14 protein-coding genes are annotated in these 15,016 nt (G+C 63.5%); 8 read left to right on the forward strand and 6 right to left on the reverse strand.

The genetic code is table 11. The features are described 5' to 3' along the window. Position 1 precedes the first annotated feature (1 nt). Together cysW and IB279_RS27830 are read left to right on the forward strand one after the other, a co-directional pair. A complete protein-coding gene (cysW, locus tag IB279_RS27825) occupies positions 2-880 on the forward strand; it encodes a sulfate ABC transporter permease subunit CysW (protein WP_112975618.1) in 879 nt (292 codons plus the stop codon). Continuing rightward, entirely contained in the window at positions 877-1,896 is a 1,020-nt protein-coding gene (locus IB279_RS27830) for a sulfate/molybdate ABC transporter ATP-binding protein (protein ID WP_113504502.1), read from the forward strand. The genes cysW and IB279_RS27830 overlap by 4 nt, the downstream gene beginning before the upstream one ends. 30 nt (positions 1,897-1,926) lie before the next feature. Here the strand turns inward: IB279_RS27830 and IB279_RS27835 are convergent, their stop codons facing one another. The 4 genes from IB279_RS27835 to IB279_RS27850 form a co-directional block, all read right to left on the reverse strand. Next, positions 1,927-2,193, reverse strand: a complete 267-nt coding sequence (locus IB279_RS27835; protein ID WP_113504503.1) for a DUF2277 domain-containing protein — start codon at positions 2,191-2,193, stop codon at positions 1,927-1,929. A gap of 122 nt (positions 2,194-2,315) precedes the next feature. Beyond that, positions 2,316-3,668, reverse strand: a complete 1,353-nt coding sequence (locus tag IB279_RS27840; RefSeq protein ID WP_246802156.1) for a DUF2778 domain-containing protein — start codon at positions 3,666-3,668, stop codon at positions 2,316-2,318. Positions 3,669-3,928: 260 nt separating this feature from the next. After that, positions 3,929-5,227, reverse strand: coding sequence for a HAMP domain-containing sensor histidine kinase (locus tag IB279_RS27845; protein ID WP_246802157.1), 1,299 nt, complete (start codon positions 5,225-5,227; stop codon positions 3,929-3,931). Positions 5,228-5,455: 228 nt separating this feature from the next. Beyond that, positions 5,456-6,358 carry a LysR family transcriptional regulator gene (locus IB279_RS27850; RefSeq protein WP_060607827.1) on the reverse strand — a complete coding sequence of 301 codons (903 nt, stop codon included), beginning with the start codon at positions 6,356-6,358 and terminating at the stop codon, positions 5,456-5,458. A 116-nt stretch (positions 6,359-6,474) separates the two neighbouring features. On the opposite strand from IB279_RS27850, the gene IB279_RS27855 reads away from it, so the two are divergent. From IB279_RS27855 to IB279_RS27870, 4 genes are all read left to right on the forward strand, one after another. After that, on the forward strand, positions 6,475-7,311 hold the full coding sequence (locus IB279_RS27855) for an oxidoreductase (protein ID WP_089045812.1): 837 nt from the start codon (positions 6,475-6,477) through the stop codon (positions 7,309-7,311). 265 nt (positions 7,312-7,576) lie between these two features. Further along, entirely contained in the window at positions 7,577-8,089 is a 513-nt protein-coding gene (locus tag IB279_RS27860) for a sigma-70 family RNA polymerase sigma factor (RefSeq protein WP_060530493.1), read from the forward strand. A 12-nt stretch (positions 8,090-8,101) separates the two neighbouring features. Continuing rightward, on the forward strand, positions 8,102-9,085 hold the full coding sequence (locus IB279_RS27865) for a FecR domain-containing protein (protein WP_113189182.1): 984 nt from the start codon (positions 8,102-8,104) through the stop codon (positions 9,083-9,085). A gap of 125 nt (positions 9,086-9,210) precedes the next feature. Next, positions 9,211-11,904, forward strand: a complete 2,694-nt coding sequence (locus IB279_RS27870; RefSeq protein ID WP_113189183.1) for a TonB-dependent receptor — start codon at positions 9,211-9,213, stop codon at positions 11,902-11,904. A gap of 50 nt (positions 11,905-11,954) precedes the next feature. Here IB279_RS27870 and IB279_RS27875 read toward each other — a convergent pair whose 3' ends face one another. Beyond that, positions 11,955-13,439, reverse strand: a complete 1,485-nt coding sequence (locus tag IB279_RS27875) for an MDR family MFS transporter (RefSeq protein WP_113189184.1) — start codon at positions 13,437-13,439, stop codon at positions 11,955-11,957. 243 nt (positions 13,440-13,682) lie between these two features. On the opposite strand from IB279_RS27875, the gene IB279_RS27880 reads away from it, so the two are divergent. Together IB279_RS27880 and IB279_RS27885 are read left to right on the forward strand one after the other, a co-directional pair. Further along, a complete protein-coding gene (locus IB279_RS27880; RefSeq protein ID WP_034798187.1) occupies positions 13,683-13,931 on the forward strand; it encodes a type II toxin-antitoxin system ParD family antitoxin in 249 nt (82 codons plus the stop codon). Further along, on the forward strand, positions 13,931-14,224 hold the full coding sequence (locus IB279_RS27885) for a type II toxin-antitoxin system RelE/ParE family toxin (RefSeq protein ID WP_060607842.1): 294 nt from the start codon (positions 13,931-13,933) through the stop codon (positions 14,222-14,224). The genes IB279_RS27880 and IB279_RS27885 overlap by 1 nt, the downstream gene beginning before the upstream one ends. Positions 14,225-14,309: 85 nt before the next feature. Here IB279_RS27885 and IB279_RS27890 read toward each other — a convergent pair. After that, positions 14,310-15,016 (reverse strand): aldehyde dehydrogenase family protein (locus tag IB279_RS27890; RefSeq protein ID WP_192340071.1); only part of this gene is annotated, 707 nt, incomplete at its 5' end.

The following is a 15,016-nucleotide window of genomic DNA, read 5'->3' on the forward strand; positions in this document are numbered from 1 at the left end:
CATGAGTTTCAAAAAGACCGTACGCACGCTGCCGCGGGTCGGTGACGGCCCCGTGTTCCGCCGCGCCCTTATCGGCGTCGTGCTGATCATCGGCGCGTTCCTCATTCTCGCGCCGCTGCTGATCATCGGTGTCGAAGCCTTTGCCAAAGGCTGGCAGGTCTATCGCGACACGATCCTGCATCCCGACACGCGCCATGCGATCATGCTGACCGTGCTTGCGGCGCTGATCGCCGTACCCATCAACACCGCCTTCGGCGTCGCCGCCGCCTGGGCGATCACCAAATTCGATTTCCGCGGCAAGGGCTTCCTGCTGGTGGTGATCGAGATCCCGTTCTCGGTTTCACCGATCGTCGCGGGTGTTGCCTATCTCTTCGTCTACGGGCTGCAGGGCCTGTTTGGTCCGACACTTGATGCCTATGGCATCAAGATCCTGTTTGCCATTCCAGGCATCGTGCTCGCCTCGATGTTCGTCACCGCGCCGTTTGTCGCCCGGGAGCTCATTCCGCTGATGCAGGCCCAGGGGCGCGATCTCGAAGAGGCGGCCGTTTCCCTCGGCGCTTCCGGCTTCCGCACCTTCTTTTCGGTGACCTTGCCCAACATCAAGTGGGCGCTGCTCTACGGCGTCGTCCTTTGTAATGCGCGCGTGATGGGCGAGTTCGGCGCGGTTTCGGTCGTCTCTGGTAACATCCGTGGCCAGACCAACACCCTGCCGCTCCATATCGAGCTGCTCTATCACGACTATCAGGCGGCGGGCGCTTTTGCGTCGGCGTCCATTCTGGCGCTCATCGCCGTCTTCACCATCATCGCCAAGGTCGCTCTGGAGCGCCAAGGGGCGGGCCGCGTCCGCCCAGTTGCCAATTCCGCGGAGAATGCATCATGAAGATCCGCCTTGACCACGTCGTCAAGACTTTCCAAACCTTCCGTGCCGTCAAGGACGTCTCCCTGGAGATCGAAAGCGGCGAGCTCGTCGCGCTGCTTGGGCCCTCCGGTTCTGGCAAGACGACGATATTGCGCATGGTTGCCGGCCTCGAATTCGCCGATGGCGGTCACATCTATTTCGGCGACCAGGATGCGACCGACATCCCGGTGCGCGATCGCGGCGTCGGCTTCGTGTTCCAGCACTACGCGCTTTTCCCGCATATGACCGTGGCGCAGAACATCGCCTTCGGCATGGAGGTCTCGAAGGTCAAGCGCGACAAGGCGGCCATCCATGCGCGGGTCGCTGAACTGTTGCGCCTGGTTCGCCTCGAAGGGCTCGGCGAACGGTTTCCGGCGCAGATCTCCGGCGGTCAGCGCCAGCGCGTCGCACTTGCCCGCGCGCTTGCCGTCGATCCAAAGGTGCTGCTGCTGGACGAGCCTTTCGGCGCGCTTGATGCCAATGTCCGGCGTGAGCTGCGACGCTGGCTGCGCGAAATCCATAGTGAGCTCGGCATCACCACGCTCTTCGTCACGCACGACCAGGAAGAGGCGCTCGATCTCGCCGACCGCGTGGTGATCCTGAAGGATGGCCATATCGTTCAACAGGGGACGCCGGAGGAGGTCTGCCGCGAGCCGAAATCGGCCTTCGTCATGAAGTTCCTCGGCGATGCCAACATGCTTCCCGCCGAGGTGCGCGATGGTCGGGCCTATGCCGATGGCGCGGTCATCGATGCCGCAGGGATCGCCGACGGCAAGGCCGAGCTTTACGCCCGGCCGGTCGATCTCGACTGGGCGGCGGGAGGCCCGGGTATCGCGGCCAATATCAGCCGGGTGATGGATCGCCCTGGCGGCCGCCGGGTGGTCGCGACGACCGAGCGTGGCGTGCCGCTGGAGTTGGACCTGGAGCCGGAGCGTATCGTGAGGGCCGGCGACACCGGTTACGTGACGCTGCGCCGGGCAACGGTATTTGCGATTTAGGCTGAGCGCGCGGCCAGCCTCTTGCCGCCGTCAGGCGAAGCGGAGGGCGGACCGAGCGCGCGCCTTGGCTGCTTCTTCTTCCCGGTTGCGTGGGGGCTGTGACGTCTCGAGCGCATCGAGCAGTTCTTGCGCGCATGCCGCAATCGAATTGACCGCGTGATCGAACGCCGCTTCGTTCCGCTTGGACGGCTTGTTCGTTCCGCTTAACTTGCGCACGAACTGCAGCGCAGCGTCATGGATCTCGGCGTTCGTCGCCGGCGGCTCGAAATTGAACAGGGGTTTGATGTTTCGGCACATGACGGGCTCCCGGTCCTCTTCGTTCTGGCTCCTGTCGAGCGCCGGATCTTAGTGCCCGTTCCTCGTCAGCGAAAGACCTTTACCCGTCCGCTGCCTGCGATCCAACCGTTGGCCGGCTCCGCTCAGGAGTTCCGGCCGTTCTGTGCCAGGCGCATGCCGGCCGCGCGTCCGCCGCTCGGCACCACGACGATCTGCTTGACCTTGCCCTGCTTGAAGGCGGTCAGGAAACGCGGATAGTCGGCGAAGGCGACGCAGCCATGGGATTCCGCGCGCTTGCCGCGCAGCAGGTAGCTATGCGTCAGGAAACCGTCGCGGCCGTGCTTGTTCCTTCCGTCGACCGGCAGCATGCGGATCGCCTCGACCCCGTGGAAACGCGTTTCGCGCATCCTGAGATTGTAGGTGTGCGGCGGGGTCGGTCCGGTCATTTTGACGTCGACGTAGCGCGGGTTGTCGGCCATCTTGCCGATACCGGAATGCGCCTCGAGCACACTGCCGTCAGGCATATAGACCTTGGCAGCGGTGATGTCGTAGACGGCGACGCCGTTGCCGGCCTTCGCTCCGCCGCCAAACATGTTACGCAACGCCTGGCCGAAACCGGTGCCGGCACTGTTCTCGGTCGGATCTTCCGGCCGTGCATAGGCAAGTTTCTGCTTCTTCGGCGCTTCGTCCGCGTCTGCCTTGGCTGTCTCTTCTTCCTTTTTCACCGCTGCGTCTTCCGCCTGCTTGGTCGCAGGTTTTTCGTCTTCGGCGGGCGGCTTTTCCGCTTGCGCGGTGCGGGGGCGGAATTGCGGCATGGGACCGACCGAGGGCGTGTCCTCATGGCTCGGCAGGGCGGCCGTGTCTTCAGCCTGGTCCTGGTCCGGTTGTTCCGCGAGATCGTCCTCGGACGGCGCCGTCAACAGAGCCGAAAAGGCGCTGCCTTCCACGTGGCTCTGTGAGGGGGTGGCGTAGGCGAGCTGGACCGGGTTCTTGGCAATGGCAACAGACGCCACCGGCGCGAAGCGTTCTGGCGCCGGGAGCTTTACCGTTGCGATCTGATGGTGAACCTGGGTAGCGGGAACGGGGTTGCTCGCGACTTTCTCGGACGAGAGAACAGCCTTTTTCACCGCGGCTGCAATCCGGGCGCTCTTGCCGATCGTTTCCGCATCTATCGGGAACAGGGCATCGTGCCCGAACCTCGCCTCGCTGGGAGCGAGGCTTGCGACCCTGACGGGCTGCGCCGCGGCGGCGGCCACGAGCCGCGTCGCCTGGTTGGTTCTGGCGTGCTTGTCCCAGGCGCGCTCTTTGGTCGTCTCGGCGAAATGCAGCTGCGGCTTCGGCAGCAGGCGGCCGGAACCATGCGCGTAGGAACTGCCGATCGCGGCCATGCCGACAAGCGACCACGCAGCCGCGCCGACGAGGGCGGTGCCGCAGCAAGTGATCAGCAATGGGCGCAACAGACGGTGCAAAGACTGTGGGCGAATGATCTTACTCAACAACGCAAATCAAGCCAGAAAATCTCACAAAGGCTCTCAGGCCGGCGAGCGAACGCCGCTGCGCGATTTCTGGATTGTCCCCTTCTTGACGACTGATGGACAAAAGATGGAGAAGTATGGTTAAATTTTGCTTTCCAACCGCCGAAATAGATCCCGGATCGATTTTTTTCCGCCGAAAAGGCCCATTTCGGCCGCTTTCCGGGCGACTAGTACTCGGACTACGCTCACACTTGCCTGTTGGGGGTACTACGGATTGCAGCTCAGATGCGTCCGTTCTGAAAGGCCAGCCGGAAGCAGGCACCGCCGCTCTGTGAGGTGAGGATGCTCACGCGGCCTTTGTGTCGCTGCGCGATCTGCAGAACGAGATTGAGGCCGAGACCAGCGCCACGTTCGCGCGGCTTGAGGCGGTAAAAAGCCTCGAAGACGCGCTCGCGTTCCCCCTCCGGGATGCCCGGGCCGTCGTCGCTGACTTCGATCACGCCGTCCGGCTCGACCCGTACGAGGATCACGCCCTGGTTTCCGGCATGCTCGATCGCGTTCTGGACGAGATTGGTAACCGCCCGTTCAAGCGAGACTGCGTCGCCCTGTATCAGCGACTGCTCGGTGTTTTGTTCAAACGACAGGTCGTAGCCTTCGTCGATGGCGAGCGGAGCAAGGTCGGCAACGACGTTGCGGCAGAGCGCGACGAGGTCCACGGCGGTGAAGGGCCTGGCGTCGGCTTCCAGCCGTTGCAGATCGAGCAACTGCTCGGCAAGCGCTGAAATCCTTTCGCAGTCGGAGATCAACCGGTCGCGCTCCGGCCCTGAGGCGAGCAAGTCGAGCCGCGCCTGAAGAATGGCCACAGGCGTCCGCAGCTCATGGGCGGCGTCGAGAATGAAGCGCTGATGTTGGCCATAGGATTGATCGAGCCGGTGAAGGGCGCTGTTGATGCCGCGCACGAGCGGGCGGACCTCGCTCGGAACCGCCGTTTCGGCCAGCCGGTGGCTCCGGTGCGTAATGTTGATCTCATCCGTTTCGCGGGCGAGATCGGAGATGCCCCGGATCGCCCGGTTGACGATGCGGGGCACCGCGAAGATCGTGACGAGCGCGAGCAGCACCAGCATCGGCGCGACGAACAGGCGTGAGAACGAGAGGATGAGCGAAGGTTGGCTCAGAAGCGTTCCCTGTCCGAATACGGTGAAGCTGCCTTCCTCGTTTGTCATGCGCCGGATGACGGCGAGATAGTTCGATGGCGGGCCGTCGTCGCGGATGTCCGAATAGGTCATTCGGTCGAGGGCCACGGTCATGCCGCGGTAGATGTCCGGTACGTCGCCGGACTGAACGATCTCGCCCCCGTCGCTGCGCGCGATGAACCAGAAATGCGGTTGCTCGCGACGAACGCGTGCCAGTTCCGCGGTGTCAGCGAGTTCGAGCTTGCCGCTGGCACTCCGCTTGATCGCGCGGAACGCCGTCTCGACCGGGGCGGGACTGACGAGCGCGCCGCCTTCGTCAGCGACGACGAGCAGCGTGACGAAGGATAGGCCGAACGCAAGAAGCACCGCCAGCTGCAGAACCAGCAAGTGTGCAATGAGACGTTGCTTGAGAGACCGTGGCCAGAGCTTCCACACTATCCGCACCATGTTGTTGGACCGGCAACGCCGTTCGGCTGACGCTTTTTTTTTGAGGCGGCATAGACCGATGTCAGTAAAACCTTGCCGAGACGATTGTAAACGCGAGGTTGCACGGACATTACGCGGAAAGGCGGGGGAGCAGCGAGCGGGCTCGACGATCGCTTGCGCCGTTCCGGCTCAAGGCGTTGACTTGTCCCAGACCCTGGCGAAATCGACGAATGCCCTGAGCGCCGCCGGCATCTGGCGTCGGCTCGGATAATAGAGATAGAAGCCACCATAATAGGGGCACCAGTCTTCAAGGACGCGGACCAGCTTGCCCTCGTCGATGAACGCGCGCACCTGGTCCTCGAAGGCAAAGCCGATCCCCGCGCCGAGAAGGGCCGCGTCGACCATCATGTCCTGGTCATCGACGATCAGGGCACCGGTCACCTCGACCTGAACTTCGACACCGCCGCGCTCGAACTCCCAGGCATAGAGCCTTCCGCTGCCGAAGCGCAGTCCGATGCAGGACAGCGCCTTCAGATGCTCGGGAGCGGTCGGCCTTGCGTGGCGCTCGAAGAAGGAAGGTGTTGCCACGATCGCGGTACGCTGGCGCGGACCGATCGGGACGGCGATCATGTCCTGCGCGACGATCTCGCCAAAGCGAACACCCGCATCGAAACCCTCCGACACCATGTCGACAAGGTCGTTATCGACGACGATCTCGATGTTGACCTTCGGATGACTTTCGAGAAACCGCGCAACGATTGGCAGGAGAACCATTTTTGCCGAAGCGCGCGCCGTGTTGAACCTCAACCGTCCGATCGGCGCTCCCCGGAAATTGTTGAGATCGTCAAGGGCGTCCTCGATGTCGCGGAAGGCGGGCGCCACGCGGGCGAGCAGAAGTTCTCCCGCCTCGGTCAGCGCAACGCTGCGGGTGGTCCGGTTGAAGAGCCTAAGGTCCAGGCGCTCCTCAAGCGCCTTCAAGGCGTGGCTGAGTGCGGACGGCGTGCAGCCGATCTCGTCGGCGGCACGGCGGAAGCTCTGGTGGCGGGCGAGCGCAAGGAAAGGCGACAGGTCGGACGGCGATATGGTTCGCATTGATGAATACGACTCAACAACTCAACAAGAATCCAGTCGATTATCTCAGCAGACGTCTCGCAGTACAACCTTCCCAGCCGCCGACGATGGAGCGGCGAAACAAACCGGAGGTTCACATGCATACGTGGTTCATCACTGGCGCATCCCGTGGATTTGGTGCTCTTATCGTTGAAAAGGCCCTGGCGAAGGGTGATCAGGTGGTCGCGACGGCGCGCAATCCCAGGGCGATCGCGGACCGCTTCGGGGATCATCCCAATCTCCTGGCCGTCGCGCTCGACGTCACTGACGAGGCCCAGGCGCATCAGGCTGTGGGCCAGGCGATCGCGCGCTTCGGGCGCATCGACATCCTGGTCAACAACGCCGGCTACGGTCTCCTGGGCGCGGTCGAGGAAGCGACAGGTCCCGAGATTGAAGCGCTCTATCGGACCAACGTCTTCGGACTTCTGGCCGTGACCCGCGCGGTGCTGCCGCACATGCGTCGCCAACGCCATGGGCGGATCCTCAACTTCTCATCCGTCGGCGGCTACCGCAGCGGACCCGGTTTCGGCGTTTACTGCTCGACGAAGTTTGCCGTCGAGGGACTGACCGAGGCTTTGGCGGCGGAACTCGCGCCCCTCGGAATCTACGCGACGGCGATCGAGCCCGGTTATTTCCGCACGGATTTTCTCGACTCGACGTCACTGAGCATCAGCCCGATCGAGATCAGCGACTATGCGGAGACCGCAGGTGCCGTTCGCAGCAAGGCGAAGGAGATCAGCCACAACCAGCCGGGCAACCCCGACACGCTTGCGAACGTACTGATTGCGTTCGTCGATGCGGAGCAGCCGCCGGTCCGGCTTCCGCTTGGCAGCGACACGGTGGCTGCGATCGAGGCCAAGCACGCTTCGGATCGCGATCTTCTTGCCCAGTGGCACACGGTTTCCGTTTCGACAGACTTCGAACAGGCCGTTTGAAACAGAGCCTGGATCGATTTTCTTCTGATCAGCAATAAATGCCGCCGGTACCGACTGCCCGGAACCATCCGGGGTTCGGTGCCGGCGATCCAATCCCCGCGTTTTCGCGCAAAGGCGCTTGTCGGGCTCTAAAACATGAGTATAAGAGACAAGTATTAGCGTGCCGCATCGGACGAGCCGCAGGTTTTCCCGCGAAGTTTGCATCATGCCTGAAGAAATCCACCCCCAAGACCGCCGTGGCGCGCTTCGCTAGGAAGGGTGGCTGATGGCAAGCTCTCTCAATCACTGGCTCGGTCTGCTCTTCAGACGTCACCACAAGGAGGTGGTGCGCTATGCATCGCGCCTGATCGGCAATCGGGATGACGGTGAGGAAGTTGTGCAGAACGCCTATCTGCGCATGGTGAGGGTAGACCGCCGCAGCGTCGAGCACCCGCGTTCCTACCTGTTCAGGGCAGCGCGAAATGCGGCGATCGACTTTCGCATCAAGCTCGAGCGGGAGTGGTCGCGCCGGGTCGAATTGGACCAGGCAGACCGTCTGTCATCGTCGGACGATTTTGCGTTGCGGCTGGAATTTCGCGACAAGGTCGCAGCCCTTTCCGTTCTCTTGAACGAGTTGCCCGTGGCCTGCCGAACGGCCTTCATCATGAACAAGGTCGAGGGCCTTTCGCACCGCGAAATAGCCGAAACGCTGGGTATCTCGGTCAGCATGGTCGAAAAGCACATGCTGCGTGCCCTGAGCCATTGCCGCGACGTGCGGCGCGAGCTGGACCATGTCTGACAAGGGGCGGCGATGAAACCGGCATCAGCGACAACGCAATGTCCCGCAAGGGACATCTCCGACGCGGCGCTCGCCTGGGTCGTCCGGCTGCATTCCGGCGAGGCGACCAGCGAGGACCAACGCGCCTATCATGCGTGGCGCGGACAAAGTGCCGAGCACGAGGCGGCGGCGGTCGAAGCGGAAGCCTTGTGGGACGATGCGGCACATCTGCGCCGCGAGCGCCAAACCGGTCTCGTCTATCCCGGCCGCGACACCGCACTCCTTTCGCGCCGCCGTCTTCTGACCGGCGCGTTCGGCATCGCTGTTCTGGGAGGCGGGCTTGCCGCTTCGCGCCCCTGGCTGCGCATCCTCGGCTCCGACTATGCGACCACCACGGCAGAGACGCGTTCGATCGACCTGCCCGACGGGTCACGGGTGGTCCTCAACGCGCGCACTGCGATGGACGTGGATTTCGACGAACGGGCGCGCCGGGTGGTTCTGAAGGAAGGCCAGGCATTCTTCGACGTGGCGGCGGACGCACGACCCTTTCAGGTTGCCTCAGGTGAAACCATCGTCAAGGCCCTTGGAACCGCCTTCGACGTGGACGCCAATGCCGCCGATGGTTCGCTCGGCATTGCTGTCACCCGCCATTCCGTTCGCGTATCGCCAATGGCAGGCGGGGACCTCATGGGCGTTACGATCGCCGAGGGAGAGCGCGTGTCGGTCGGGGGTGACGGCGCCATCGGTAACCCTGTCGTGCAGGATCCGGCAATCGCACTCGCATGGCAGTCCGGCATGTATGTCGCCGAAAACCGCAGGCTCGGCGACGTCGTCGCTGCCCTTAGCCGTTATCACGGCGGCTGGATCGTCTTCAGCCACGACCGCTTGAAGTCGACATTGGTCAGCGCGGTGCTGGATCTCAGAACCCCTGACGCCTCGCTTTCAGCACTTGCGTCCGGCCTGCCGATCCGGGTCACGCGCATGACGCGCTTCGTGACATTGATCTCGGCGGTCTAGCCGGTTTCATTTTTTTTCGAACATCGTTGCGGGTTTTTGGGTGACGCCTCGTCTCGGCTTTTGAGGGGTGTGTCCTGCCAGCAGGAAGAACGATCCCTCGCTCAAAGCATGGGAATAGGGATCAGATGTCCAGACAAACGGGGCGAAACAAACTTCTTGGCGCGGTCGTGGTCGCAACCACGGCGGTCGGTTCACTTCAAACGGCAATGCCGGCTCTGGCACAACAGGAACGGTCTGCCCGTTCCGGCGCCACCACCTTCGACATACCGGCGCAGTCCCTGACCGCGGCGCTTACGGCATTTGCGCGGCAGTCGGGGCTGAGACTTGCCTATTCGGCATCGCTGACCCAGGGGAAATCCGCGCCTGCCGTCAGCGGACCGATCCCCCCGGCAGAGGCGCTCTCCCAGCTTTTGTCCGGCAGCGGCCTCTCCTATAGCCTGAACGGCGGGACCGTCACGATCACCGAGCGCGTTTCCGGTGCGCACGCGGTCGGTGCGGCCAACGGCGAGACGATGCTTGCGCCGATCGTCGCCGGCGGCGGCATCATCAATCCGGTGGATGCGCCCTATGAAACGGCTGCGCCGACCGCCTACATCTCGCAAGAAAATATCGACCGCTTCCGCGGCTCGAGCCCGGCCGACATTTTCCGCGGCACGCCGGGCGTGCTTTCCGGCGAAGCGCGCAACGGCGCCGGCGCCGTCGACGTCAACATCCGCGGCATGCAGGGTATGGGCCGCGTTGCCGTCACCGTCGACGGAGCCAGCAATTCGGCCACGGTCTATCAGGGCTATCAGGGCATCTCCAACCGGACCTTCGTCGATCCGGATTTCCTGGGGGGCGTCGATATCACCAAGGGATCGGACGTCGCATCGAGCGGTATCTCCGGCACGGTGGCGATGCGCACGCTCGACGCCGGCGACATCGTGAAGGAGGGGCACACATTCGGCCTTCGGGTCAAAGGCGGCTTTGGCACCAACACATCCAAGCCGCCGCCGGCCGGCACCACGGCGGGCTATGCCTGGCCGGGGGGCACCTGGGCGCCTCCGGTCGCAACGGCAAAAAGCGACGGAATGGACCGCCCCTCGTTCTTCGATCCGACCAGCGGCTCGGGCAGCATCGTCGGTGCGATGCAGGAAGAAAACGTCGACCTCCTTGCCGGTTACGCCTATCGCCGGCAGGGCAACTATCACGCGGGCACCAACGGACCCTCGGCAGTACCGGTGAGTATGGGGCCGCGACCCTTCTGCTATGAGAGCGGCGTATGCCTGCCGCCCGCCCGGGGCTGGAAAGACTATATCGACAATATTGGCATCGCCAACTACCGCGCCGGCGAGGAGGTGCTGAACACCCAGCTCCAGACAAAGTCCTATCTCGCCAAGGGCACAGTTCGCTTCGAGAACGGTCACAGCCTGCAGTTCGGCTACAATGGTTTTCGCAGCGAGGCCGGCGACCTCCTGGCGTCGCGCCTGACCTCGGATCGGGTTCAGGCGATGCAGCAGGGCCAGACGGCGGGAACGAAGGTCGATGCCGGCACGCTTCGATACGGCTGGAAGCCTGACGACAACGACCTCATCGATCTCAAGGCCAATCTCTGGGCCACGCGGCTGGAGCTGCGCAATCCCCGGCGGAGCGGCGTGCTCTATCCGCAGCCCGGAGATTTCGGCCTGCCGGCCGATTTCCGCACCGGCTCCGACACCTTCATGTGGGGCGCCGATGTCGCAAACACGTCGGTCTTGTCGACCGACTACGGCGCGCTCGACCTGACCTACGGCCTGTCGTTCCTGAGCGAGGATACGCGACCGAGCAAGTTCACACCGGAACTGGAGACCTGGCTCGACCTTCGCGATGGCACGCGGCAGGAGGCGGCGGCTTTCACCAAGGCTGCCTGGAAAGCCACCGATTGGCTGACGATCAATGGTGGCCTGCGCTACCAGCACTACTGGACCGAGGATCGAAATGCCCCCGAACAGGCCCGACCGGGCTACACCTACGACACAGCCCTCAGCGACGGCGGCTTCAGCCCCTCGGTGGGCGTGACGTTGGAGCCTTTCGACGGCACTCAATTTTATGTGAACTACTCGAACGCACTGCGCTCGCCGAGCATCTTCGAGGGCGTTTCGGCCTTCACCATGAACGTCAATTCCAACCTGCGGCCGGAACGGTCGAGCAATTGGGAGGTGGGCACCAACCTGAGGCGCGAAGGCGTATTTTCGGCCGACGACCAGGCGATGATGAAGCTCGGCTTCTTCGACTGGAATGTCGACAACTACATCTCGCGCGAATGGTATACTGATCCGCGCGGGATCTCCGGCATGCGCATTCACAACATTGCCGGCGCGCACTTCCAGGGCATAGAACTGTCCGGTCGTTATGAACGCGGCGGCTTTACCGCCGAGCTCGCCGCCAACTACTACACCGACGTCGAGTTTTGCCGAACAGCGACCACTTGCGGACACAAGTCGCTCTATGCCGACTACGCCACCAACCAGGTGCCGCCGGAATACACGGTCGCGCTGACGCTGTCGCAGACATTCCTCGACGACGCCTTGACGGTTGGCGGGCGGATTTCTCGTACAGGATCGCGCGCGATCGGTCATGGCGACGTGACCGCGCAGGGCGCTTCCCAGTTCATCTCGCTGATCGACTGGAAGCCCTATACGCTGGTGGACGCGTTCGCCGAGTACCGGATCAACGAGACCCTGACGGCGAGCTTCCGCATCGAGAACCTGACCGACGCCTATTATGTCGATCCCTTGAGCCTGGTGCAGCAGCCCGGCCCGGGACGTACCTTCTACGCGTCGCTGAAGGCGGAGTTCTGAGCCCGCGAACCGCATGCCGTTCATGACCGCGCCGGCGCCGGCGCGGCCAGCTATTCGACGACTGCGGCGACGGGATTTTCGTCGCGGCCTCGCAGTGGTTTTTCCGGCATGAGATGAAAGAAGATGAGCGCCGCCGCCATCGCTGCGGCGCTCGCGATGAAGATATAGGTGAAGGGCACGGCCGAGGTAACCGTCGTGCCGAGCGGTTCCACCCCTTCGCCAGCAAGCGGCAGTCCGTTGCCAAGAGCGATCGCGCCGAATGCCGCGACGCCGAGGGCGCCACCGAGCGATCGCAGGAACGTCAGAACACCGGTTGCGACGCCAAGATGCGCCTGGTCGACGGCGTTCTGGACCGAAATCGTCGCCACCGGAAAGGTCATGCCCGAGCCGAAACCGGCGGCGAATGTCAGCATTTCGAGGACGACGAGCGAGGTCCGACCGGCGAGAGCAGCAAGGGCCGCCAGGCAAAGCAAGGCCAGCGCGCCGCCGACCAGCGCCATCCTCTTATAGTGAACGATGCGCGGTATCGTCCGCCCGCTGGTCGTCGCTCCACAGACGGTCCCAAGCAGCAGGCCGAGCATCACCACGCCCGAACTGCTGGCCGACAGGCCATGGAACGTTTGCGCATAGACGGGGATATAGACCGAGAGCCCGACATTGGCGCCCTGCGCCAGAAACATCGCGAGCGTTCCGTAGCGTACGATGGGATTGGCAAGCACTTCCAGCGAGATCAGCGGTTCGCTCGCCCTGCGCAGCCGCAAGGCAAAGGCGAACCAGAGCACGACGGAAGCGCCAAGCAAGCCGAGTATGGCGGCGGAAAGCCATGGATAGCGGCTGCCGCCCCAGTTGAGCGCAAGCAGCAATAGCGAAGTCGCAGCGACGAGCAATAGAGCTCCGGCCCCGTCGATACGATGCGCGCGGGCGACGGTCGGCAGCTTCCTCAGCGGCTTGTTGATGATCGCCATCGCCACCAGCCCCAGCGGGATATTGATCCAGAAGATCAGCGACCAGTGCAGATGCTCGGCGAAGGTGCCGCCGAGCAGCGGCCCGGCGATGCTCGCGACCGCCCAGGTTCCCGATATCCAGGCGGCGTAACGCGCCCGTTCCTTGGGCGGTACGAGATCGCCGATGACGGTCTGCGCCAGCGCAAACAGGCCGCCGCCACCAAGACCCTGCACCGCACGGCCTACGATCAGTGTCAGCATGTTGGGCGCCAGCGCGCTTATCAGCGATCCCGCAAGGAAAATGATGATGGCCGCAAAGATCGTCGGCCGCCGTCCGTAGATATCCGAGATCTTGCCGTAAAGCGGCGCCATGGCCGTCGCGGTCAGGAGGTAGCCGGTCACGACCCAGGGCAGGTAGTCGCTATGTCCCAGCGCCTTGCCGATGGTCGGCATCGCCGGCGCCACGATCGTCTGGTCGAGCGCGGCCAGAAGCATGGAGAGAAGAACGCCGCCGATGATGACGTTCTTTTCCGGCTCGGAAAGGGCGGACCCCGTTGCTGCCATTGCATTTCGATGAAGCGTCTCAGTCATTCTTGCGGCCTGATTGCAATCCGACGTTTAGTAGTGCCGACGGCATTCAGAAAGGCTGGCATGCCGATAGTCAACCGCCTTGGCGATCAGACCGGACCGGCGCCTCCGATGCACCGCACGATGGTCTGCACGAGCGTAGCAGGATGCGGGGCTGTGCGGGGCGAAAACCGGCAGCCTGGGCTTGCTGATTTGACAAACTTTGCCAAAGTATGCCATGCTTGCCCGCAGGAAATGGAGACCGACATGGCGACGATGAACGTATCCTTGCCCGACCCGATGAAGGATTGGGTGGAAGCGCAAACGCGCACGGGCCGTTATGCCAACGCCAGCGATTATGTGCGCGACCTCATCCGCAGGGATCAGGAGCGAAATGACAAGGTTGCGGTGATGCAACGCTTTGTCGACGACGGTCTGAAGAGCGGCGTCGGGTCCCGCTCCAAGGACGAGCTCTTTTCCGCGGCGCTTACGCGCGCTGAAGTGCCGCGCGGATAATGGCGTTTCGGCTTTCCGTCGCGGCAGAAGAAGACATCATCGCGATCGCCGCAGATGGGGTGCGCCTTTTCGGCTCCGCCCAGGCGCGGCGATATCACGATGAACTCTTCGCCGTATTCGCCTTGATTGCCGCCAACCCGCGCATGGCGCGCGAACGCACGGAGCTGTCGCCGCCGATGCGCATCCATCCTTGCAAGGCACATCTGGTCGTCTACCGGATCGAGGCGGACGCCAACATCCTCGTCGCTCGCGTCCGTCACGCGCACGAGGACTGGATGAACAACGCGTTTTAGCCGGGCACGATATGACAAGGGACGGTGTCATCGACACCGTCCCTTGTTGCTTTCTCGGGCGAGCGGACGTTCACCTGCCGCGGCGTCAGACGCTCTTTCGCGTGACGAAGCGTGTTTCCAGATAGGCCTCGATCGCTTCGGATCCGCCCTCGGTGCCGTAGCCGGAATCCTTGATGCCGCCGAAGGGGACTTCGGGGAGCGCCAGGCCCAGATGGTTGATCGAAATCATTCCGCTTTCGACCTCGCTTGCGAGGCGGTGGGCGCTGCGCTCCGATCCGGTGAAGGCATAGGCCGCAAGACCGAAGGGCAGGCGATTGGCCTCGTTGATCGCCTCGTCGAGATCATGGAAGCGATTGATGATCGAGACCGGGCCGAACGGCTCGTCGTTCATGATCCGGGCGGAAAGCGGCACGTCCGCCAGAACCGTCGGCTCGAAGAAGTAGCCGCGGTTGCCGATGCGATGGCCGCCGGTCGCCAATCGGGCACCATGCTCGACCGCGTCGGCAACCAGGCTTTCGATCGCCGGGATGCGCCGCTCATTGGCAAGCGGCCCCATGTCGACGCCGGCTTCGAGACCGTTGCCGACCTTGATCGTCTTCGAGGCGGCGACGAAGCCGTCGAGGAACTGATCGGCGACGCGCTCCTGCACGAGGAAGCGGGTCGGTGACACGCAGACCTGGCCGGCATTGCGGTACTTGCTGGCGGACATGATGGCGACGGCGCGTTCGACATCGGCATCATCGGTGACGATGACAGGCGCATGCCCGCCCAGTTCCATCGTCGCGCGCTTCA

It is taken from the genome of Ensifer sp. ENS06 (assembly GCF_014852205.1).
Lineage (GTDB): Bacteria > Pseudomonadota > Alphaproteobacteria > Rhizobiales > Rhizobiaceae > Ensifer > Ensifer adhaerens.